General features: G+C 73.5%; 20 protein-coding genes. 11 read left to right on the plus strand and 9 right to left on the minus strand.

Annotation, left to right across the window (positions count from 1 at the left end):
• Window positions 1-13 precede the first annotated feature (13 nt).
• The 4 genes from ACIGO8_RS05185 (at window position 14) to ACIGO8_RS05200 (ending at window position 5498) form a co-directional block, all read left to right on the plus strand.
• Entirely contained in the window at window positions 14-1300 is a 1287-nt protein-coding gene (locus tag ACIGO8_RS05185) for a sensor histidine kinase (RefSeq protein WP_399723914.1), read from the plus strand.
• A 230-nt stretch (window positions 1301-1530) separates the two neighbouring features.
• On the plus strand, window positions 1531-2214 hold the full coding sequence (locus ACIGO8_RS05190; protein ID WP_399723917.1) for a LuxR C-terminal-related transcriptional regulator: 684 nt from the start codon (window positions 1531-1533) through the stop codon (window positions 2212-2214).
• Window positions 2215-2488: 274 nt separating this feature from the next.
• Window positions 2489-4426 carry a 2-oxoacid:acceptor oxidoreductase subunit alpha gene (locus ACIGO8_RS05195; RefSeq protein WP_399723920.1) on the plus strand — a complete coding sequence of 646 codons (1938 nt, stop codon included), beginning with the start codon at window positions 2489-2491 and terminating at the stop codon, window positions 4424-4426.
• On the plus strand, window positions 4419-5498 hold the full coding sequence (locus ACIGO8_RS05200; RefSeq protein ID WP_399723923.1) for a 2-oxoacid:ferredoxin oxidoreductase subunit beta: 1080 nt from the start codon (window positions 4419-4421) through the stop codon (window positions 5496-5498). Before ACIGO8_RS05195 ends, ACIGO8_RS05200 begins: the two co-directional genes overlap by 8 nt.
• 27 nt (window positions 5499-5525) lie before the next feature.
• Here the strand turns inward: ACIGO8_RS05200 and ACIGO8_RS05205 are convergent, their stop codons facing one another.
• From ACIGO8_RS05205 to ACIGO8_RS05220, 4 genes are all read right to left on the minus strand, one after another.
• Window positions 5526-7709 (minus strand): bifunctional serine/threonine-protein kinase/ABC transporter substrate-binding protein, encoded by a 2184-nt coding sequence (locus ACIGO8_RS05205; RefSeq protein WP_399723926.1) that lies wholly within the window; start codon window positions 7707-7709, stop codon window positions 5526-5528.
• A gap of 2 nt (window positions 7710-7711) precedes the next feature.
• The gene (locus ACIGO8_RS05210; RefSeq protein ID WP_399723928.1) at window positions 7712-9985 is read right to left on the minus strand and encodes a bifunctional serine/threonine-protein kinase/ABC transporter substrate-binding protein; all 2274 of its coding nucleotides are present in this window, start codon (window positions 9983-9985) and stop codon (window positions 7712-7714) included.
• Entirely contained in the window at window positions 9982-10818 is an 837-nt protein-coding gene (locus tag ACIGO8_RS05215) for a hypothetical protein (RefSeq protein ID WP_399723931.1), read from the minus strand. Before ACIGO8_RS05215 ends, ACIGO8_RS05210 begins: the two co-directional genes overlap by 4 nt.
• 86 nt (window positions 10819-10904) lie before the next feature.
• A complete protein-coding gene (locus ACIGO8_RS05220) occupies window positions 10905-11285 on the minus strand; it encodes a winged helix-turn-helix transcriptional regulator (RefSeq protein WP_399723934.1) in 381 nt (126 codons plus the stop codon).
• 95 nt (window positions 11286-11380) lie between these two features.
• Here ACIGO8_RS05220 and ACIGO8_RS05225 point away from each other — a divergent pair, with 95 nt between their 5' ends.
• The 3 genes from ACIGO8_RS05225 to ACIGO8_RS05235 all read left to right on the plus strand — a co-directional run bounded on the left by ACIGO8_RS05225 (window position 11381) and on the right by ACIGO8_RS05235 (window position 13962).
• Window positions 11381-12247 (plus strand): NmrA family NAD(P)-binding protein, encoded by an 867-nt coding sequence (locus tag ACIGO8_RS05225; RefSeq protein WP_399723937.1) that lies wholly within the window; start codon window positions 11381-11383, stop codon window positions 12245-12247.
• Window positions 12248-12347: 100 nt separating this feature from the next.
• The gene (gene rarD / locus ACIGO8_RS05230) at window positions 12348-13361 is read left to right on the plus strand and encodes an EamA family transporter RarD (RefSeq protein WP_399723939.1); all 1014 of its coding nucleotides are present in this window, start codon (window positions 12348-12350) and stop codon (window positions 13359-13361) included.
• A 148-nt stretch (window positions 13362-13509) separates the two neighbouring features.
• Window positions 13510-13962 carry a VOC family protein gene (locus ACIGO8_RS05235; RefSeq protein ID WP_399723941.1) on the plus strand — a complete coding sequence of 151 codons (453 nt, stop codon included), beginning with the start codon at window positions 13510-13512 and terminating at the stop codon, window positions 13960-13962.
• Window positions 13963-13986: 24 nt separating this feature from the next.
• On the opposite strand, the gene ACIGO8_RS05240 is transcribed toward ACIGO8_RS05235, so the two are convergent.
• From ACIGO8_RS05240 to ACIGO8_RS05250, 3 genes are read right to left on the minus strand one after another with little or no spacing between them, the layout of a single operon-like run.
• Window positions 13987-14673 (minus strand): DUF6882 domain-containing protein, encoded by a 687-nt coding sequence (locus tag ACIGO8_RS05240; protein ID WP_399723943.1) that lies wholly within the window; start codon window positions 14671-14673, stop codon window positions 13987-13989.
• Window positions 14670-14861, minus strand: a complete 192-nt coding sequence (locus ACIGO8_RS05245) for a DUF397 domain-containing protein (RefSeq protein ID WP_399723946.1) — start codon at window positions 14859-14861, stop codon at window positions 14670-14672. Before ACIGO8_RS05245 ends, ACIGO8_RS05240 begins: the two co-directional genes overlap by 4 nt.
• Window positions 14858-15772 carry a Scr1 family TA system antitoxin-like transcriptional regulator gene (locus ACIGO8_RS05250; protein ID WP_399723949.1) on the minus strand — a complete coding sequence of 305 codons (915 nt, stop codon included), beginning with the start codon at window positions 15770-15772 and terminating at the stop codon, window positions 14858-14860. The genes ACIGO8_RS05245 and ACIGO8_RS05250 overlap by 4 nt, the downstream gene beginning before the upstream one ends.
• Before the next feature lie 140 nt (window positions 15773-15912).
• Between ACIGO8_RS05250 and ACIGO8_RS05255 the strand changes: the two genes are divergently transcribed.
• A complete protein-coding gene (locus tag ACIGO8_RS05255) occupies window positions 15913-16311 on the plus strand; it encodes an ATP-binding protein (protein WP_399723953.1) in 399 nt (132 codons plus the stop codon).
• 268 nt (window positions 16312-16579) lie between these two features.
• Window positions 16580-17527: a helix-turn-helix domain-containing protein gene (locus ACIGO8_RS05260; protein WP_399723955.1), complete on the plus strand. Its 948-nt coding sequence runs from the start codon at window positions 16580-16582 to the stop codon at window positions 17525-17527.
• On the opposite strand, the gene ACIGO8_RS05265 is transcribed toward ACIGO8_RS05260, so the two are convergent.
• Window positions 17524-18384, minus strand: a complete 861-nt coding sequence (locus ACIGO8_RS05265; protein WP_399723958.1) for a helix-turn-helix transcriptional regulator — start codon at window positions 18382-18384, stop codon at window positions 17524-17526. The genes ACIGO8_RS05260 and ACIGO8_RS05265 overlap by 4 nt on opposite strands.
• Window positions 18385-18532: 148 nt before the next feature.
• Between ACIGO8_RS05265 and ACIGO8_RS05270 the strand changes: the two genes are divergently transcribed.
• Window positions 18533-19312, plus strand: a complete 780-nt coding sequence (locus ACIGO8_RS05270; protein ID WP_399723961.1) for an NAD(P)H-dependent oxidoreductase — start codon at window positions 18533-18535, stop codon at window positions 19310-19312.
• Window positions 19313-19381: 69 nt separating this feature from the next.
• On the opposite strand, the gene ACIGO8_RS05275 is transcribed toward ACIGO8_RS05270, so the two are convergent.
• On the minus strand, window positions 19382-19804 hold the full coding sequence (locus ACIGO8_RS05275; RefSeq protein WP_399723964.1) for a MarR family winged helix-turn-helix transcriptional regulator: 423 nt from the start codon (window positions 19802-19804) through the stop codon (window positions 19382-19384).
• A gap of 186 nt (window positions 19805-19990) precedes the next feature.
• On the opposite strand from ACIGO8_RS05275, the gene eno reads away from it, so the two are divergent.
• The gene (eno, locus tag ACIGO8_RS05280; RefSeq protein ID WP_399723967.1) at window positions 19991-21295 is read left to right on the plus strand and encodes a phosphopyruvate hydratase; all 1305 of its coding nucleotides are present in this window, start codon (window positions 19991-19993) and stop codon (window positions 21293-21295) included.
• Window positions 21296-21354: the final 59 nt, after the last annotated feature.

A 21354-nucleotide genomic window follows, 5' to 3' on the forward strand; every position in this document is an offset into this window, starting at 1 on the left:
AAACGGACACCCGATGGCCTCCCTCCCTCTCCCCGCCGCCCTGCGTGCGCCCTTCGAGGGCCGCACGTGGCGCGCGGTCGGGTACGTCCTGACCGGTCTCCCGCTGAGCGTCGCGTACTTCTGCCTGGCCGTGACGCTGGTCTCGGCCGGCGCCGGGCTGCTCGTCACGTTCCTCGGCGTCCCGGTGCTGGCCGGGACGCTGGCGCTGTGCCGGGGCTTCGGGGCCGTGGAGCGGGCGCGGGCGCGGGGCATGCTCGGGCTCGACGTGCGGGCGCCGGAGCCGGTGCGCGGACGGACCGGCGGGGCGCTGTCGTGGATGGGCGCGACGCTGAAGAGCGGCGTGTCCTGGCGGCACCTGCTGTACGCGCTGCTGCACCTGCCGTGGGCGGTGTTCTCCTTCGCGGTGACGGTGGCGCTGTGGTGCTGGGGCTGGACGCTCTTCACGTATCCGCTGTGGCAGTGGGCCTTCCCGATGTACGCCGGTCAGGCCGGGCTCCAGCTGTACGGCGACGAGACGCACAGCTTCTATCTGGACACGCCCTTCGAGATCGGGGTCACGAGCGCGGTGGGTCTGGTCTTCGTCCTGGTGGGTCCCTGGATCCTGCGCGGTCTGGTGGCCGTGGACCGGCTGATGGTGGCGGGCCTGCTCGGGCCGTCGCGGCTGGCCTCGCGGGTGACGGAGCTGGAGTCGGACCGGGGCGTCGTCGTGGACACCGCCGCCGCCGACCTGCGCCGGATCGAGCGTGACCTGCACGACGGCGCGCAGGCCCGCCTGGTGTCGCTGGCGATGGACCTGGGCCTGGCGAAGGAGAAGCTGGCGGAGGACCCGCGGGCCGCGGCGGCGATGGTCGACGAGGCGCACGGCGAGGTGAAGCTGGCCCTGCAGGAGCTGCGGGACCTGGCCCGCGGCATCCACCCGGCCGTGCTCACCGACCGCGGCCTGGACGCGGCGCTGTCCGCGGTGGCGGCGCGCTGCACCGTGCCGGTGTCGGTGGACGTGGACCTGCCGGCCCGGCCGGCCGCGGCGATCGAGGGCATCGCCTACTTCACCGTCTCCGAGCTGCTGCAGAACGTCTCCAAGCACGCCAAGGCCCGGCGCGCCGCGGTGGACGTGTGGCGGACGGACGGCCGGCTGATGCTCCAGGTGCGGGACGACGGCGTGGGCGGCGCGGACGTGGCGGCGGGGCGGGGCCTGGCCGGTCTGACGGAACGGCTGGACGCGGTCGACGGCGTGCTCGCGGTCGACTCCCCGGCCGGCGGCCCGACGACGGTCACGGCCGAGCTCCCCTGGCGTCCCTGACCACGGCGGGCCCGGCCGACCTCGTCCTCCACCGGCCCCCGTCCCCACCGACCCCGCCCCCGACCACCGCGGGCCCGACCGACCCCGTCCTCCACCGGCCCTCGTCCCCCACCGACCCCGCCCCCGACCACCGCGGGCCCGATTGAACCCCTCTCGCCCCTGCCGCGTCCCTTCTGCTGCGATGCTGTGAGCGCTCAGCTCAGGCACCACACAGGCAGAAAGGCGGTCCCGTGACGGACCAGCGCGCGGACAAGGTACGGGTGGTCATCGCCGAGGACTCGGTGCTGCTCCGCGAGGGTCTGACCCGGCTCCTCACCGACCTCGGGCACGAGGTGGTCGCCGGCGTCGGCGACGGCGAGGCGCTGGTGAAGACCGTGTCCGACCTGGCGGGCGAGGGCGCCCCGCCGGACGTGGTGGTGGCGGACGTGCGGATGCCGCCGACGCACACCGACGAGGGCGTGCGGGCGGCGGTGCGGCTGCGGAAGGAGCACCCGGGGATCGGGGTGCTGGTGCTCTCGCAGTACGTGGAGGAGCAGTACGCGACGGAGCTGCTCGCCGGGTCCAGCACGGGCGTCGGCTATCTGCTGAAGGACCGGGTGGCCGAGGTCCGGGAGTTCGTGGACGCGGTGGTGCGGGTGGCCCGGGGCGGTACGGCGCTGGATCCGGAGGTGGTGGCGCAGCTGCTCGGCCGCAGCCGTAAGCAGGACGTGCTGGCGGCGCTGACTCCGCGCGAGCGTGAGGTGCTCGGGCTGATGGCGGAGGGACGTACGAATTCGGCCATCGCCAAGCAGCTGGTGGTGAGCGACGGCGCGGTGGAGAAGCACATCAGCAACATCTTCCTGAAGCTGGGACTGTCACCGAGTGACGGGGATCACCGGCGGGTACTCGCCGTCCTGACCTATCTCAACTCCTGAAAAACTGACACCCTGTCAGATGTAGCGCGGATGTGGCGCTGGCGGGAAAACTCCGCCGCGTGACGAAGAATGTGCGGAGCGCGACCTCCGGTTGGACTCAAGGGTTCACCGAGAGCGACAATTGACAATAAATGGGCATCGCGGGGCGTCTCAAAAAGAGGTCCACGATGTGGGAAGTCCCGGGAGGGCCCTGCCTACGGACGTAGGGTGGGCCACGGGACGGCCGGTCTCCGGCCGTCTCCCAGAACCCTTGCCGCGAGGGAGGTCCAGTTCAGTGACCAGCCAGGTCAGTAGCGAGGCCGGTGAGGCCCTGGTCGGGGAGCAGCGCAGCGCCCCGGCGACGGCCGAGCACGGCTCCGCGAAGGAAGTCCGCCGGCTCGACCGGGTGATCATCCGCTTCGCGGGCGACTCGGGCGACGGCATGCAGCTCACCGGTGACCGCTTCACCTCGGAGACGGCGTCCTTCGGGAACGACCTCTCCACGCTGCCGAACTTCCCGGCGGAGATCCGGGCGCCCGCCGGCACGCTGCCGGGCGTGTCCTCGTTCCAGCTCCACTTCGCCGACCACGACATCCTCACTCCGGGTGACGCGCCGAACGTCCTCGTCGCGATGAACCCGGCCGCCCTGAAGGCCAACATCGCGGACGTGCCCAAGGGCGGCGAGATCATCGTCAACACCGACGAGTTCGCCAAGCGCGCCATGGCCAAGGTCGGCTACGAGACCTCTCCGCTGGAGGACGGCTCGCTGGACGGCTACCGGGTGCACCCGGTGCCGCTGACCACCCTGACGGTCGAGGCCCTGAAGGACTTCGGTCTGACCCGGAAGGAGGCCGAGCGCTCCAAGAACATGTTCGCGCTCGGGCTGCTGTCCTGGATGTACCACCGGCCCACCGAGGGCACCGAGGCCTTCCTGCGCCAGAAGTTCGCCAAGAAGCCGCAGATCGCCGAGGCGAACGTGACCGCCTTCCGGGCCGGCTGGAACTTCGGCGAGACCACCGAGGACTTCGCCGTCTCCTACGAGGTCGCGCCCGCCACCAAGGCCTTCCCCACCGGCACGTACCGCAACATCTCCGGGAACCTGGCCCTGTCCTACGGTCTGGTCGCCGCCGCCCGCCAGGCGGACCTGCCGCTCTACCTCGGCTCGTACCCGATCACGCCGGCCTCGGACATCCTGCACGAGCTCAGCAAGCACAAGAACTTCGGCGTGCGCACCTTCCAGGCCGAGGACGAGATCGCCGGCATCGGCGCCGCGCTCGGCGCCGCCTTCGGCGGTTCGCTCGCCGTCACCACCACGAGCGGCCCCGGTGTGGCGCTGAAGTCGGAGACCATCGGCCTCGCCGTGTCGCTCGAGCTGCCCCTGCTGATCGTCGACATCCAGCGCGGCGGCCCGTCCACCGGTCTGCCGACCAAGACCGAGCAGGCCGACCTCCTCCAGGCCATGTACGGGCGCAACGGCGAGGCGCCGGTGCCGGTCGTGGCGCCGAGGACGCCCGCCGACTGCTTCGACGCGGCGATCGACGCGGCCCGGATCGCGCTCGCCTACCGCACGCCGGTGCTGCTGCTCTCCGACGGCTACCTCGCCAACGGCTCCGAGCCCTGGCGGATCCCGGAGACGGACGAACTGCCCGACCTGACCACGCCGTTCGCCACCGGCCCGAACCACACGCTGGCCGACGGCACCGAGGTCTTCTGGCCGTACAAGCGCGATCCCGAGACCCTGGCCCGCCCGTGGGCCCTGCCCGGCACGCCCGGCCTCGAGCACCGCATCGGCGGCATCGAGAAGCAGGACGGCACCGGCAACATCAGCTACGACCCGGCCAACCACGACTTCATGGTCCGCACCCGGCAGGCCAAGATCGACGGCATCGAGGTGCCCGACGTCGAGGTCGACGACCCGGACGGCGCGCAGACCCTCGTCATCGGCTGGGGCTCCACCTACGGGCCGATCACCGCCGCCGTCCGCCGGCTGCGCCGCACCGGCCACCCGGTCGCCCAGGCCCACCTGCGCCACCTCAACCCGTTCCCGAGGAACCTGGGCGAGGTCCTCGCGCGGTACGAGAAGGTCGTCGTGCCCGAGATGAACCTGGGCCAGCTCGCCACCCTCATCCGGGCGAGGTACCTCGTCGACGCCCGCAGCCACAACCAGGTCAACGGCATGCCGTTCAAGGCCGAGCAGCTCGCCGCCGCTCTCAAGGAGGTCATCGATGAGTGAGTCGGCCCGGACGCCGGAGCTGACGGAGTCCCTTCTGCAACTGGTGCCCAAGGCCGAGGCCGCCCAGTCGATGAAGGACTTCAAGTCCGACCAGGAGGTCCGCTGGTGCCCCGGCTGCGGCGACTACGCCGTCCTCGCCGCCGTGCAGGGCTTCCTGCCCGAACTCGGCCTGGCGAAGGAGAACATCGTCTTCGTCTCCGGCATCGGCTGCTCGTCCCGCTTCCCGTACTACATGAACACCTACGGGATGCACTCCATCCACGGCCGCGCTCCGGCCATCGCCACCGGTCTCGCGACCTCGCGCCGCGACCTGTCGGTGTGGGTCGTCACCGGTGACGGCGACGCCCTGTCCATCGGCGGCAACCACCTCATCCACGCGCTGCGCCGCAACGTCAACCTGAAGATCCTGCTCTTCAACAACCGGATCTACGGCCTGACCAAGGGCCAGTACAGCCCCACCTCGGAGCTCGGCAAGATCACCAAGTCGACTCCGATGGGCTCCCTGGACGCGCCCTTCAACCCGGTGTCCCTCGCGCTCGGCGCGGAGGCCTCCTTCGTGGCCCGGACCGTGGACTCCGACCGCAAGCACCTCACCGAGGTGCTGCGCCAGGCCGCCCAGCACAACGGCACGGCGCTGGTGGAGATCTACCAGAACTGCAACATCTTCAACGACGGCGCCTTCGAGGTCCTCAAGAACAACGACCAGGCCAAGGAGGCCGTCATCCGCCTGGAGCACGGGCAGCCGATCCGCTTCGGCGCCGCGCTCGACAAGGGCGTCGTCCGCGACCCGGCCACCGGCGACCTCAAGGTCGTCACGGTCACGCCGGAGAACGAGGCCCAGGTCCTCGTCCACGACGCCCACTCCGCGTCGCCGACCACCGCCTTCGCCCTCTCCCGGCTCGCCGACCCCGACACGCTCCACCAGACGCCGATCGGCGTGTTCCGGTCGGCGGAGCGGCCGGTGTACGACACGCTGATGGCGGAGCAGCTGGAGAAGGCGGTCGAGCAGCAGGGCAAGGGCGACCTGGCGCAGCTGCTCGCGGGCAAGGACACCTGGACGGTGGTGGGCTGACCGGGCGGCCGGGCGGCCGGCCCCCGGTCAGTCGCGCTTCGCTGCCTCGGCGAACGGGCCGAGGCAGCGCGGCGTTCCGGAGCGGATCTGCCAGAGGGTGAGGCCGTCGAGGGCGCGCGGCGAGCTGTCGTCGGTCCGGGAGTCGTAGGTCCTGGCCACGCCCCGGTAGGACCGGTGGTCCTTCATGAACGCGGTCGCCATCGCCGCGCCCGGGTGCCCGGTGTTCCTCCGCACGGCGGTCCGCAGCGCCTGCGCCGCCCAGAAGAAGGCGTCGTACGCCTCCACCGCGAAGCGGTCGACGGGCTCCGAGGCGCCGAGCTTCCAGCGCGCGCGGTACGCGGCCGTGAACTGCTTCGCGGCCGGGACGGTGCCGGGATCGACATAGCCCGTCCCGAAGTACCAGCCCTCGCCGGCCGCGCCCGCCACGGCCAGGAACTCCGGCCCGAACGCGGCCTCGACGCTTCCCCGCGGACCTCGCCAGCCCTGCTTCAGCAGTTCCCTGGCGCACAGGGCGGCCCGGCGCGGCGACGACCCCACGTACATCACGCCGGTCGGTGAGGTGGCGAGCGCCGACCGCACCGCCGGGCCGAAGTCCTCGCTGCCGGCCGCGACCTGGTGCGTGGTGGCCGTGCCGTGGGCGGGCGGCGACTGCCGCACGGTCTGGGCGGCGAGCCAGGAGTAGGTGCCGGCGGCCCGGTCCTCGACGACCGCCGTGCGGTCCCGGTCGTGCTCGGTGAGGTAGCGGCCGAAGGGCAGGATGTTCGCCTGGGCGGGCGGCCGCAGTTCGAAGTAGGTGCGCAGGTCCGGTGTCTGGCCCCGGATCGTGGTCCCGGCGGGGACCGACGCCGCCACGCTCAGCACCGGCACCTTCGCGTCGACGAGCGCGTCCGCCGCCGCGACCGCCGTGCCGGCACTCGTCGGGCCGAGCACGGCGACCAGGGCCGGGTCCCGCAGCAGGGCGCGCGCCCCGGCGGCGGCCCGCTTCGGGTCCCCGCCGTCGTCCGTCACCTTGAGCGCCAGGTCGAAGGGCCGGTCCGCGCCGGTGTTGAAGGTCTCCAGGGCGAGGCGCAGCCCGCGTTCCTGGGCGCGCCCGTCGGCCTTGCCCGGGCCGCTGAGGTCGGTGAGCAGGCCGAGCGTGTACGCCGCCCTCGGCGCGCCCGTGGCGCCGCCGGCGCCGGTGCCGCCGGCCGGGTCGCGGCCCAGCAGCCAGGCGGTGAGGCCGCCGGTGCCCGCCACGGCCCCGGCGGCGCCGAGGACCAGGAACCGGCGCCGCGAAGTGGACGGCGTCTCCTCCGCGTTGAGCAGGGTCGGGTCGGCGACCGGCAGGTCCAGGACGCTCGACGAGCGCCGGGCGATCAGGGCGGGCAGTCCGGGCGGCAGCCAGTCGCCCGCCGGCGGGTGCTCGTACGGGCCGAGGGCGTCGCGCACCTCGGCGGCGCCCGGCCGGTCGGCGGCGTCCTTGGCGAGGCAGGCCTCGATCAGCGGCCGCAGCGGCTCCGGCAGGCCGTCGAGGTCGGGTTCCTCGTGGACGGTGCGGTAGACGACCGCGGCCACCGCGCCCGTACCGAAGGGACGGCGGCCGGTCAGCGCGTAGGCGAGGACGCAGCCGAGCGAGAAGACGTCGGCGGCCGGGCCGACCTCGCCCGCGCCCATGACCCGGGCCTGCTCGGGAGCGAGGAAGCCGGGCGTGCCGATCATCGCGTCGGTGGCGGTGAGCGCGGTGGCGCCGCTGACCCGGGCGATGCCGAAGTCGATGAGCCGGGGCCCGTCGAGGGCGAGGAGGACGTTGCCGGGCTTGACGTCCCGGTGGACGAGCCCGGCCGTGTGCATGCCGTCGAGGGCGTCGGCGAGCCGGGCGCCGAGCGCGCGGACGGCGGACTCGGGCAGCGCGCCGTGCAGGGCGACGGCCTCGGAGAGCGAGGGCCCGGGCACGAACTCGGTGGCGAGCCACGGCTCGCGGGCCTCGGTGTCGGCGCCGAGGACGCGGACCACCCAGCGGCCGGTGATCCGCTCGGCGGCGGTCGCCTCGCGGCGGAAGCGGGCCCGGAAGCCCGGGTCGGCGGCGTGTTCGGCGCGGATCAGCTTGAGCGCGGCGAGCGCGCCGCCGGCGGACCGGGCGAGGTAGACCACGCCCATGCCGCCAGCGCCGAGCCGCCCGAGGAGGCGGTAGCCGGCGAGGGCGGACGGGTCGGCCTTCTTGAGCGGCTGCACCGTCAGCTCTTCTTCGGTTTGTTGGCGGGACCGGCGGGCGCGCCGCCGATGAGCTTGTAGGCGCCCTTCTGCACTCCGTAGACGAAGGTGCCGACGCCGGACAGTTCGCCGTTCTTGTCGAACGAGTAACCGCCCATGGCGCCGGTGTACTTCTGAGCGCGCAGGGCTTCCCACAGGCCCTTGCGGGTGAGCGGGCCCTTGGCGGTCCTGGCGAGCCAGCTGGTGACCATGGTGACCACGTCGAAGGATTCGCCGGTGTAGAAGGCGGGAGTGGTGCCGTAGCGCTTGCGGTAGGCGTCGAGGAAGTCCTGGGTGAGCTTGCGGTCGGCGGGCTTCTGCCTGGGGTCGGCGGCCCGCTGGACGGGGTCGATGACGGGCGCGCAGACGTACCAGCCCTCGGCGGCGCTCCCGGCCTCCTTCAGGAACTGCGGACCGAACACGTGCTGGCCGGCGAACCGGGGCCCGGTGAAGCCGAGTTCGTTCAGGGCGCGGGCGGCGAGCACGGCCGTGGAGCGGACACCGCAGTGGATGTACGCGTCGATGCCGGCGTCGGTCATCTCGCCGATGATCCGGCGGTAGTCGGTGGCCCGGCCCGGGATCACCCGGTAGTGCGGCTTGATCCCGGCCTGCCGGAAGGCGAAGACGGCGCCGCGGACGTACTGCCAGCTGTACTGGTCGTCGGTGCGTTCCTGGAGGATTCCGGGGCGCTTGACCTGCGGCAGCAGGGTGGTCGTCCAGGCGAGGAAGGCGCCCGCCATGAAGTGGCTCGGGATGGCGCGCAGCACGGTCGAGTTGGGCGGACCGATCTCGCCGCGCAGGGTGAAGAGGTTGTAGCCGGCCGAGGTGGTGAGGAGCGGCACGCCGGCCTCTTCGAAGGCGGGCAGCGCGGCGATGCCGGTGTCGTCGGAGGTGGGGCCGAGGACGGCGATCACGGCCGGGTCGGAGGTGAGCTTGCGGGCGGCGGCGAAGGCGCCGGCGCGGTCTCCGCGGTCGTCGGAGACCTTGAGTTCGAGCCGGAAGGGCTTGCCCTTGTGCACGGCGTTGAACCGCTCGACGGCGAGGCGCGCGCCGCGCTCCTGAGCCTGCCCGATCTCCTTGGCGGGCCCGGAGAGGTCGGCGAGGACGCCGATGGCCCAGGTGTCCCGGGGCTTCGGCGCGGCCTGCTTGCCGTCGGTGCCGCCGTCGTCGCGGCGGGAGTTCCACAGGGCGTAGGCGCCGCCGCCGGCCGCGAGCGCCGCCGCGCCGGCGCCGAGCAGCAGGAAGCGGCGTCTGCTGGGCGAGGCCGGGGCGGCCGGGTCGGTGCCGGGCGCGGTCGGGTCGATGTCGGGCAGCGCGAGCATGGCGGCCGAGCGGGCGGCGATGGTGGCGACGACGGGCGCGGGCAGCCAGTCGGCGGCGTCGCCGGGGCTGTCCTCGGTGAGCCGGTCGGCGACCTCCGCGGCGGTGGGGCGCGCGGCCGGGTCCTTGGCGAGGCACTGCCGTACGAGGTCGAGCAGCGCGCCTTCCACACCGGCGAGGTCGGGCTCGTCGTGGACGGTCCGGTAGAGCAGCGCGTCCAGGGCGCCGGTGCCGAAGGGCGGGCGGCCGGTGGCGGTGAAGGCGAGGAGGCAGCCGAGGGAGAAGACGTCGGCGGCGGGGCCGATGTCGTCGGCGCGGGCCTCGGCCTGTTCGGGAGCGAGGAAGCCGGGTGTGCCGACGACCATGTCGGCCGAGGTGAGCCCGGTCTCTCCGGTGGCGCGGGCGATGCCGAAGTCGATGAGCCGGGGCCCGTCGACGGCCAGCAGGATGTTGCCGGGCTTCACGTCGCGGTGCACGATGCCGGCCGCGTGGACGGCGGCGAGTGCCCGGGCGACGGCGCCGCCGAGGATCCGTACGCTCCGCTCGGGCAGCGGCCCGTGGGCGCGGACGGCTTCGCCGACGGAGGGGCCGGGCACGAAGGCGGTGGCCATCCACGGTTCGGGCGCGTCGGGATCGGCGCCGGTCACGGGTACGGCCCAGGGGCTGTCGACGCGGCGGGCGGCCTCGACCTCGCGGCGGAAGCGGGCCCGGAAGTCGGGCTGGTCGGCGTGGTCGGCGTGGGTGACCTTGACGGCGGCGAGCGCGCCGGTGTCGGTGCGGCCGAGGTAGACGACGCCCATGCCGCCGGCGCCGAGGCGGCCGAGGAGCCGGTAGCCGGCGATCGTGGACGGGTCGGCGGGGAGCAGCGGCTGGAGCGCGGCGAGGTCGGCGGCGGGCTCGGGAGCCGGCTGCGGGGCGGGCTGGGACGTCGGGCTCACGACGCGGCTCCCGTCTGCGCCTTGAGGCGCGCCTCCATGGTGACCTGGGCCTGGGTCTGGACCGAGGTGACGTCGCTGGTGTAGCCGGGTGCGCCCTTGACGACGGTGGCGACGGTGACCTGGCCGATGCGGGACTCGTACCAGCTGTACTGCTGCGGCCCCTTGAAGGCGTCGTTGAGGTAGGAGCCGTGTTCGGAGAGGGAGTCGGTCGCGTGGGCGTTCCCGCCGGTGCCGTAGGGCATGCCGAGGGAGGCGAGGCCCGTGACGCGTTCACCGTCGCGCAGGGTCTGGTCGGGGCAGCGCAGCGCCTCCTCCAGGGTCTCGGCCATCTCCCAGTCGGCGTCGTTCGCGGTGCGGTGGACGGTGACGACGGAGGCGACGCGCAGCGGGCCCTTGCCGCCGGTGGCCGGGATCTCGCTGTAGGCGGTGACGCTGGCGAGGACGGAGCGGGGCAGCTCGCCGCCCTCCCACTCGCAGCGTTCGTTGAGCACCGGCCAGAAGGCGGGGTCGCTCAGGTACGGGGTGCGCTTGACGTAGTCGGGGCCCCAGGCGTCGGGGCCGGCCACGACCGCGAGGGCCAGTCGCCGGGCGTCGGCGGCGGTCTTGGGCGCGCGCTTCGGGTCCGGGGTGAAGTCGATGTCGGTGGGACTCGCGGACGGGCTCGGCTTCGTGGTCGACGGCGCCGAGGCGCTGGGGCTCGCGCCGCCCTTGCCGCCGCTCTTCCCGTCGGTCCCGCCTCCGCCGGCTCCTCCGGAGCATCCGGCCAGGAGCAGTGCCCCGCCCGCCGTCACCACCCCGCACGCGCGCAGCAGTCTTCGCCTCAGATGCGCCACATTTCCCCCCACGGTCGGTCACACGATCCCCCGGTCGGTGAGGGAGATCGTACGGCCCGGCGGCTCAACTGGGCGGCGCTACAGCGTCATTGGGACGCTTCGCGCACGGTGTCGTAACGCACGCGCGCCTCCTGCACGGCCTCCACCCGGCGCTCGGTCCAGCGGGCCAGCTCCCAGACCTGCCGGGCGGCCTCCTGGCCGAGCGCGGTGAGGCTGTAGTCGACCCGGGGCGGGATGACGGGCTTGGCGTCGCGGTGGACGAAGCCGTCGCGCTCCAGGGTCTGGAGGGTCTGGGCGAGCATCTTCTCGCTGACGCCGCCGACCGCGCGGCGCAGCTCGCTGAAGCGGTAGGAGCGCTCCAGGAGGGCCGCGAGGACGAGGACGCCCCAGCGGCTGGTGACGTGCTCCAGGACGCCGCGCGAGGGGCACATCGGCTCGTTCACGCTCGGCGGCTTCCTTACTCCCATGGAAGTACCTTACTTCAAAGTGGGTACTTACGAAAGGTTAGCGCCCCTCGTACGGTGAGTGCATTGCCGCACCCGACCGCAAGGGAAGAAACGCCATGAGCATCGTCGTCACCGGAGCCACCGGCCGTCTCGGCCGCCTCGTCATCGACGCCCTCCTCGCCACCGTGCCCGCCGCGTCCGTCGCCGCCGTCGTCCGCGACAAGGAGAAGGCCGCCGACCTCGCCGAGCGCGGCGTGGAGCTGCGGATCGCGGACTACGGCCGGCCCGAGACGCTCGCCGGCGCCTTCGAGGCCGGCGACCGGGTGCTGCTGATCTCCGGCAGCGAGGTCGGGCAGCGGGTGGCCCAGCACACCGCCGTGGTGGCCGCCGCGAAGGCCGCGGGCGTCGCCCAGCTCGCGTACACCGGCATCCTCGGCGGGCCCGAGGCCGACTTCGTCCTGGCCGACGAGCACAAGGCGACCGAGCAGGCGGTGCTGGACTCCGGACTGCCGTACACCTTCCTGCGCAACGGCTGGTACACCGAGAACTACACCGACAACCTCGCGCCCGTCCTCGCCCACGGCTCCGTCGTCGGCAGCGCCGGCGAGGGCCGGATCGCCTCCGCGGCCCGCGCCGACTACGCCGCCGCGGCCGCCGCCGTCCTGACCGGCCCGCTCGACGAACACCTGAACCGGGCGTACGAGCTGAGCGGCGACGTCTCCTGGTCGCTCGCCGAGTACGCGGCCGAGGTCGCCCGCCTGTCCGGCCGGGAGATCGGCTACGCGGACGTGCCGGGCGAGACCCACCTGGAGATCCTCACCGGCGCCGGTGTGCCGCGCCCGTTCGCCGAGATCCTGGTCGACGTCGACCGGGCCGTCGGGCACGGTGCGCTGGCCGCGCGCGGCGACGATCTGTCCCGGCTGATCGGCCGGCCGACCACGCCGGTCGCCGAGACGATCAAGGACGCGCTCGCCGCCCGGTAACGGTCAGGACCGTATGGCGATACGGGCATGACAGCCGGCCCGGTGCGGCGCTACCTTCGACAAGGACGCGCGGCGCAGGGCCGGCAGGGCAGGAGGTCCGGTGGACACGGAGCACGACGCACGAGCGGAACGAGCGGGACTCTTCTACGGCATAGCCGCGTACGGCATCTGGGGCCTCTTCCCTCTCTACTGGCCGCTCCTCGAACCCGCCGGCGCGGTCGAGATCCTCGCCCACCGGATGGTCTGGTCGTTCGTCGTCGTCGCCCTCGCGCTGCTCGCGCTGCGCCGCTGGGCCTGGCTCGGCGAACTGGTCCGCTCTCCGCGCCGGCTCGGCCTGATCGCGCTCGCGGCCGGCCTGATCACCGTCAACTGGGGCGTCTACATCTGGGCCGTGAACGCCGGCCACGTCGTCGAGTCCTCGCTCGGCTACTTCATCAACCCGCTCGTCAGCATCGCCCTCGGCGTCCTCGTCCTCAAGGAGCGGCTTCGGCCCGCGCAGTGGGCGGCCGTCGGCATCGCGGTCGCCGCGGTGGTCGTCCTCGCGGTCGGCTACGGCCGGCTGCCATGGATCTCGCTGGTGCTGGCCTGCTCCTTCGGCACGTACGGCCTGGTGAAGAAGAAGGTCAACATCGGCGGCCTGGAGTCGCTGGCGGCCGAGACCGCCGTGCAGTTCCTGCCCGCGCTCGGCTATCTGATCTGGCTCGGGACGCAGGGCCGGTCCACCTTCACCTCCGACGGCGCGGGCCACGCGACGCTGCTCGCGGTCACCGGCGTCATCACGGCGGCGCCGCTGGTCTGCTTCGGCGCGGCCGCGATCCGCGTACCGCTGTCCACCCTCGGCCTGCTCCAGTACCTGGCACCGGTCTTCCAGTTCCTGCTGGGCGTCGCCTACTTCCACGAGGCCATGCCGCCGGAGCGCTGGGCGGGCTTCTCGCTGGTGTGGCTGGCGCTCTCGGTCCTGAGCTGGGACGCGCTGCGCACGGCCCGCCGCGGCCGCGAGGCCATGGAGGCGGCGGCACGGGAGGCCGCGGCGGCGGCGGAGATCGCGGCGGCGGAGGAGGCGGCCGAGGCGGCCGAGGCCACGCAGGGCGCCGAGGCGCGGCGGGCGGTCTAGTTCGCCGGCAGGCCGGGTTCGCGGATCAGCCGGCGGACGGCCGTCGGGCGCAGCGTGGCGAGGTCGTGGCCGAGGGCCCTGCTCCCGGCCGTGAGCTTGGTCTCGCGGAAGCCGCGTGCGGCCGCGGCCCCGGCCCTATAAAGAGACCATGACCGCACTCCACTGGAAGCTCGTCGTCGACGCCGCCGACCCGCACGCCCAGGCCGCCTTCTGGGCCGCCGCCCTCGCGTACCGGCAGGAGGACCACAGCCCGCTCGTCTCCCGGCTGCTCGCCGCCGGAGCCGTACCGCCCGAGGTCACGCTCACCGTCCAGGACCGCCTCGCCTGGCGGGATCTGGCCGCCGTCCGCCATCCGGACGAGCCCTACGACCCGGACACCGACACCGGTCTCGGCCACCGGATCCTCTTCCAGCGCGTGCCGGAGCCGAAGACCGGCAAGAACCGTCTCCACCTCGACCTCCACCCGGAGCCGGGCACCCGCGACGCCGAGGTCGCGCGCCTGGAGGGCCTGGGCGCGAAGGTGCTGCACGAGGTCGCGGAGCCGGGCGGCTCCTGGACGGTCATGGCGGACCCGGAGGGCAACGAGTTCTGCGTGCACTGACCGCGGCGCGCAGGCCGGCCCGGCCTAGAGCTTGTCGATGCCCACGCCCGCGATACGGCCCTGCGCGTCGAAGGTGATCTCGGCGGTGCCGCCGCCGGGCAGGGCGGCGACGATGCGGTCGTCGCCCTCGGCGCGCCGCGGGATGCCGTGGTGGTCGAGGTAGCCGGCGACGACGTGCCGGGGCGCGTGCCCGATGAGGCCCTGACCGGTGAGCAGCGTCCGCGGCAGCCCGACCGGGTCCGGCGTGGCCCGGGGCACCACGGGATCGTCGGGCAGGAAGTAGACCTGGGTGCCCGGGCCGGCCGGCACGCCCAGATAGCCCGGCGCCTCGGCCACGCCCATGCCGGTGAAGGCCAGCATCTCGGCCGCGCGCCGCGGGTCGTCGAAGCCGGACAGGTCGAGGACCTCCTGGGTGAGCTCGGCGATGCCGTGCGCCCGCCCGTACCGCTCGACCGCCGCCGCGAGCGCGACGACCTCGGTCCCGCGCAGGCCCGGGTTCGCCCAGCCCCACATCCAGGACCGCTCGTTCATGTCGTACGTGCCGAGGACGCCGACCCGCAGGTCGAGCCCGCCCTGCCGGTAGCGGCAGGCCGTCAGGTCGGCGGTCCAGTCGCCGTCCGGCAGGAACCGGTTGAGCACCTCCAACTGCGCCGCGCCCCACGCGGCGTGCCGCTCGGCCTCGACGAGGAACGCCTCGCTGAAGCGGCTCATCGTGCGGACGCGTGCGCCACGAAGCCGGCCCAGGCGCCGGGCCCGAAGGCGAGGCGCGGTCCTTCGGTGTCCTTGGAGTCGCGGACGTGGACGGTGCCGGGGGTGGTGGCGACCTCGACGCAGTCGTTGCCGTTTCCGCTGTCGCTGTAGCTGCTCTTGAACCAGTCAAGCTCGGGCTTGCGGATCATGTCTCTCCCAGCAGTTGCTCGATGAAGTCCCGTGACTCCGCCGGAGTGAGGGCCTTGGAGCGGATGATGCCATAGCGCAGATCCAAGATCCTTAGCCGCTTGGGATCGGAGACGGGGCGGCCGCCGAAGTCACCGTCCATGCGCCCGACCGCGGTGCCGTCCTCGAACTTGAGGATCGCGATGCGGCCGCCCGTTCCGGGATGGTCGGCCCGCTCGGTCGGCATCACCTGGATCTCGACGTGCGGCAACTCGCCCACCTCCAGCAGATGCTCGAGCTGACGACGCAGCACCATTCTCCCTCCCACCGGCCGTCGCAGCGACACCTCTTCCTGGATGAAGCTGAATTCCGGCGCCGGGCTCTTCTGCAGCACCGCGCGGCGGCCCCTGCGTGCCGCGAGGTAGCGGTCCAGCTCCTCCGGGCCGTACGCCGGACGCCAGGTCCGCATGATCGCGCGCGAGAACTCGTCGGTCTGCAGCAGACCGTGCACGTTGAAGTTCGAGTAGAGGCAGAACTCGACCGCTCGCGCCTCCATCTTCGCCAGATCGCGCACCTGTTTCGGGTAGCGGACCTCCTCCACGTCCCGCTTCATCGCGGCGATCAGCCCGCCCGCGCCGACCGCGCCGTCCACCTTGTCCAGGAACTCCGGGCGCGGGATGCGGGCGCCGCGCTCGACCTTGCGGACGAGGTCCTCGCCGTAACCGATCAGGTCACCCAGGTCGGCCGCCCGCAGGCCCTTCACCTCCCGCCACAGCCGGATCTGCCGGCCGACCGTGGCGACGACCGCCGCGCCCGACTCGTCGCCCGGCTCGACCTCCCAGCCCGGCTCCTCCGCCGTGTCGACGCCTTCCGCACCGGCCCGGCCGGCCCCATCGGTCCCGCCGGCCCCACCGTTCACACCGTTCACGCCCATGCGTGCCCACCTCCTTCGGCGGCCCTACCCGGGACGGCGCGCGGGACAGTCAGGACAGGGCCGGACAGTCGCGGGACAGTCACCGTACGTAAGGGCTTGTTCGATGGGCAGCGTAAGCACAGCTCGCCACGCTGAGTGACATGAATGAGGAACCGACCCAACTCTTGGCGTCCGTACGCCAATTCGGAATCCAGCTCTCCGCTACGCCGCGCGGCGCCCGGCTCGCCCGCCTCCTCGCCGTCGAGCAGCTGCGCTCGTGGGAGCTGGAGGCCGTGTCCGGCCCGGTGGCGCAGATCGTGGCCGAGCTGGCGGCCAACGCCGTGACCCACGGCCGGGTGCCCGGACGGGACTTCCGTCTCGCGCTCCACGCCGCCGAGGACCGTCTCCGCGTCGAGGTCACCGACACCCGGGGCGACCGGCTCCCGGTCGCGGCCGGCGGGCGCGGACTGCTGATCGTCGGCCGACTGTCGCGGAGTTGGGGCGTACGGCAGGGGCCCGCGCCCCGCAAGACGGTGTGGGCGGAGGTGGCCCTGCGCTGACCGGCCGGGTCCCGGGCGCGCGCGACGCGGCGGCGCTCGACGTCAAAGAAGTAAGTACCTGGGAAAGTACCCACCCCACCCCTCCAGCCTCCCCGCGGAGCGCCGGTTCGGCCCGTCACCCACTCGGGTGACATGTACCAACTGGGCTGGATTTCGGGCCGGTTGCCTGGCATATGCTCACGCCGACAACCCCAGACATACGTCGGCCCTCGGCCGGGACTAGCGATCCCGATCGAGGGCCTGACCACCAGGAAGCAGTACCTTCCCGATGGCTTCACTGCACCTTAGCGCGCCGCCGCGCACTTCCGGGCTCATTCACCGGAACGTCCGCCTGACGTCCCACTACGCGGTCGTCGACAACCGCCTCGCCCAGCACCGCACGCTGTCGTTGACGGCGCGGGGACTGGCCCTCTACCTGGAGTCGCTGCCCGACGGCGCCTCCGTGGGCATCAAGGCCATCACCGCCGCGGTTCCCGAGAGCGAGCTCCGCGTCACCCGCGCCCTGCGCGAGCTGGAGGCCCACGGCTATCTGGTCCGCGAGCGGGTGCGGCTGCCCAACGGGCGGCTCATCACGCTCACGATCTCGTACAACCGCCCGGGGGCTGAACCGGATCCCGGCCCGGAGACGCCGGGCCCGCGGCGCCCGCCGCGCCGCGACCGCCCCGGCCGCCCGCCGCGCCCCAGGCCCTCGCCGCCCGCGCCACCTCCGCCACCGGCCGCTCCCCCGCCGCCTGCACCTTCGGCCGCTCCTCCACGGCCCGCTCCCCCGCCGCCCGCTCCTCCGCCGCCCGCACCGTCGGCCGCATCCCCGGCAGGGGCTTCGGCGGCACCCCCGCCCGCGCCTCCGCCCGCGCCTTTGGCCGAGCGGCACCGGCCCGCCGCCGCGCTCCTCGTCGGCCTCCGCGCCCACGAACCCCGGCTGCTGCTCGCCGAACGCGACGTCCGGCGCCTCGCGCCCGGCGTCACCGCCTGGCTCGATCGCGGCATCCATCCCGACGCCGTGAGACGGACGCTCTCCGCCTGCCTCCCGGACGACCTCGTCCACCCGGCCGGCCTGCTCGCCCACCGCCTGACGGTCCTCCTCCCGCCGCCTCTCCCGGCCCGCCCGCCGGCCCCCGATCCCTTCCAGACCTGCGACGGCTGCGACCGTCCCTTCCGTGCCCCGGTCCCGGGCCGCTGCCGCGACTGCCGCCCGGCCGCCGGAGCGGCCGCCTAGGAACGGGCCGCGTCCGCAGCCGTGTCCGCGGGCGCGCCCGCGGGCGTATCCGCGGGCGTGTCCAGGCCGGCGAGCAGACGCAGGCCGTCCTCGGCCGGGCTGCCGGGCGCCGCGGACAGGACGAGCAGCTCCATGCCCGACTCGTCCGGCAGCGCGAAGTTCTCGTGGTGCAGTTCGAGCGGTCCGACCAGCGGGTGCCGGTAGGACTTGGCGCCGTGGGTGCGGGCGCGGACGTCCGCGCGGGCCCAGAGGCGGCGGAAGCGCTCGCTGCCCATGGCCAGTTCGCCGACGAGCGAGGCCAGGCGCGGGTCGTCGGGATACTTGCCGGCGGCCAGGCGCAGATGTCCGACGGCGTCGAGGGTGCAGTTCTCCCAGTCCGCGTACAGGCCGCGTTCGGCCTCCTCGAGGAAGAGGTGCCGGGCGGTGTTCAGGCCCGGCATCGGCCGGCCGTAGAGAAGTCCGGCGAGGCGGTTGCCGGCGAGCACGTCCAGGCGGTGGTTCATGATCAGCGCGGGTGCTCCGGCGACCAGGTCGAGGACGCGCTGCAACTCCGGCCTGACCCGCCCGCCCGGCGCCTTCACGCGGCGGCGGCGCTGCCGCGCGAGCCGGTAGAGGTGCCCGCGCTCGGTCTCGTCCAGCCCGAGGACGCGGGCCAGCGCGTCGAGGACCTGCTCGGAGGGCTGGGTCGCGCGGCCCTGCTCCAGGCGTACGTAGTAGTCGACGCTGACGCCGGACAGGTGCGCGACCTCTTCGCGGCGCAGCCCTTCGACCCGGCGGCGGCTGTCCGTCGGGATGCCGGCGCTCGCCGGGTCGACCCGGGCACGCCGGGTCCGCAGGAAGCCCGCGAGATCGTCCATGCGGCCAGTATCGCCGCGGTGGCGCCCCTGACACCGGTGAAGGGTGGCCCTGCCGTTACCAGGAAGTCCGGTCCGTGGGTCGAGGCGTCCCTGAACACCGGGCGCCCGGGCGCCCAGGATCGAGGGCATCCGATCCGAAGGAGTCGCCGTGAAGACGCTGATCGTCCACGCCCACCCGGAGCCGAAGTCGCTCAACAGCTCGCTGAAGGACCTGGCGGTGTCCACCCTGGAGGGCGCCGGGCACGAGGTACGGGTGAGCGACCTGTACGCGATGGACTGGAAGCCGGTCGTGGACGCGGCGGACTACGGCCCGAGCGCGTCGAGTCCGCTGCGGGTCGCCCAGGACTCGGGCCGGGCCTTCGAGGCCGGGACGCTCACCGCGGACGTCCTCGCCGAGCAGGAGAAGCTGCTGTGGGCCGACACGATCATCTTCCAGTTCCCGCTGTGGTGGTACACGATGCCCGCGATCCTCAAGGGCTGGGTGGACCGGGTGTTCACCTACCGCTTCGCGTACGGCGTGGGCGAGCACAGCGACACCAAGTACGGCGAGCGTTACGGCGAGGGCACCCTGGCGGGCCGGAGGGCGATGCTGTCGGTGACCGTCGGCGGCCCGGAGCCGCACTACGCCGCCCGCGGGATCAACGGCCCCATCGAGGACCTGCTGTTCCCGTTCCACCACGGGATCCTCTACTACCCGGGCGTCGAGGTGCTGCCGCCGTTCGTGCTGTACAGCACCGACCGGATGACCGACGAGGACTACCCGGACGTCGCCAAGGCGTGGCGGCAGCGCCTGCTCACGCTGGAGTCGACCGAGCCGATCCCGTTCCGGCGGCAGAACTTCGGCGACTACGAGATCCCGTCGCTGCAGCTGAAGGAGGGTCTGGAGCCGGCGGGCCGCACCGGCTTCGGACTGCACGTGCGCGGCTGATCGTCCGGCCGGGGCGGGGCGGCGGCCGGGCCGGCGCCGTGGCGGTGTGGCGGTGTGGCGGGGGCCGGTCTAGCGGGTGGCGAGCCGCTCCAGGAGGCCGACGCTGCGGGCCAGCAGGTCCCGTTCCTCGTCGGTGAGCTCGTCCTCGATGGCCTGCGCGAGCCAGCCGGCCCGGCGGCCGCGCTCCGCCTCCAGCGCGGCCCGGCCCGCGTCCGACAGCTCGACCAGCGACTTGCGGCCGTCGGTGGGGTGGGCGCGGCGGGTGATCAGCTTCTGCTCCATGAGCAGTCCCACCGACCGGGCCATGGACTGAGGGCGGACGCGCTGATCGGCGGCGAGGTCGCTGGTGGTCATGGCGCCGTTGCGGTCGAGCGCGCCGAGCACGGCCGCCTGGCCCAGCGGAATGCGGTCCTCGTCCTTGACGCGCCGGGTGAGCTTGCCCATCGCGGTGCGCAGTTCGACGGCGATGGCGGCGGCTTCCGAGGTGGGCATAGGGCACTTTATCCCGCCGTCCGGCCGGGCGGTCCGGCCGACCGCACCGCGATAGTGCACAGCAGAACTGAACAGACGAACTGAACAGGGGAACTGAACAGCATTGCTGTATGGTTTGGGTCGTCGGGTTCAGCGCCGGCGTCGTCGCAGCCAGGCCCGGCACCACGACCACGGGGAGGAACACCCATGTCCACACAGGCAGTCGGGACCGTCGACACCGGTATCCGGACCGTCACCGCCCGAGGGATCATCGACAGCCGGGGCAATCCCACGGTCGAGGTCGACGTCGTCCTGGCCGACGGCTCCCTGGGCCGCGCCGCCGTGCCCTCCGGCGCCTCCACCGGGGCCCGCGAGGCCGTGGAGCTGCGCGACGGAGACACCGCGCGCTGGCACGGCAAGGGCGTCGACCGCGCCGTGGCCCACGTCAACGGCGAGATCGCCGCCGCCGTGCGCGGCCGGGACGCGTCGGACCAGGCGGGCCTCGACGCCGCGCTGATCGCCCTCGACGGCACCGCCACCAAGTCCCGGCTCGGCGCCAACGCGGTCCTCGGCGTCTCCCTCGCCGCCGCCAAGGCCGCCGCCGCGGCCCACCGCCAGCCCCTCTACCGCTATCTCGGCGGCGCCGACGCCCACCTCCTGCCGCTGCCGATGATGAACATCGTCAACGGCGGCGCCCACGCCGACAATCCGCTGGACTTCCAGGAGTTCATGATCGCGCCGGTGGGCGCGGACACCTTCGCCGAGGCCGTCCGCATGGGCAGCGAGGTCTTCCACACCCTGCGCCGCGACCTCCTGGCCGCCGGGCACTCCACGGCCGTCGGCGACGAGGGCGGCTTCGCGCCGGCGCTGCGGACCGCCGAGGAGGCGCTGGACTTCGTGGTGAGCGCGATCGAGCGCACCGGCTACCGGCCCGGCACGGACATCGGCCTGATCATGGACCCCGCGTCCTCGGAGTTCTTCCGCGACGGTGTCTACGACTACGCGGGCGAGGGCGTGCGCCGCACGCCCTCCGAGAACGCCGACTACCTGGCCAAGCTCATCGACGCCTATCCCGTCGTCTCCATCGAGGACCCGATGGCCGAGAACGACCTGGACGGCTGGCGCGAGCTGACCGCCCGCGTCGGCGACCGCTGCCAGCTCACCGGCGACGACGTCTTCTGCACGAACGAGACGCTGCTGCGCGAGGGCATCCGCACCGGAGTCGGCAACTCGATCCTGGTCAAGGTCAATCAGATCGGCACCCTGACCGAGGCGCTGGCCGCGGTGGCCACGGCGCACCAGGCGGGCTGGACGGCCGTCATGTCGCACCGCTCGGGCGAGACGGAGGACACCACCATCGCGGACCTGGCGGTGGCGACCGGCTGCGGTCAGATCAAGACCGGCTCCCTGTCCCGCTCCGACCGCACGGCGAAGTACAACCAGCTGATCCGCATCGAGGAGGAGCTGGGCGCCGCGGCACGCTACGCGGGCCGCTCGGCCCTGGCCCGCTGACCGGCCGACTCCGGCCCCGGCCCCGGCCCCGGCCCCGGCCGAACCAGGGCGTCCGGCGG

Origin of the sequence: Streptomyces sp. NPDC053493, from assembly GCF_044544825.1 — a bacterium.
In the GTDB taxonomy this organism is placed as follows: domain Bacteria; phylum Actinomycetota; class Actinomycetes; order Streptomycetales; family Streptomycetaceae; genus Streptomyces.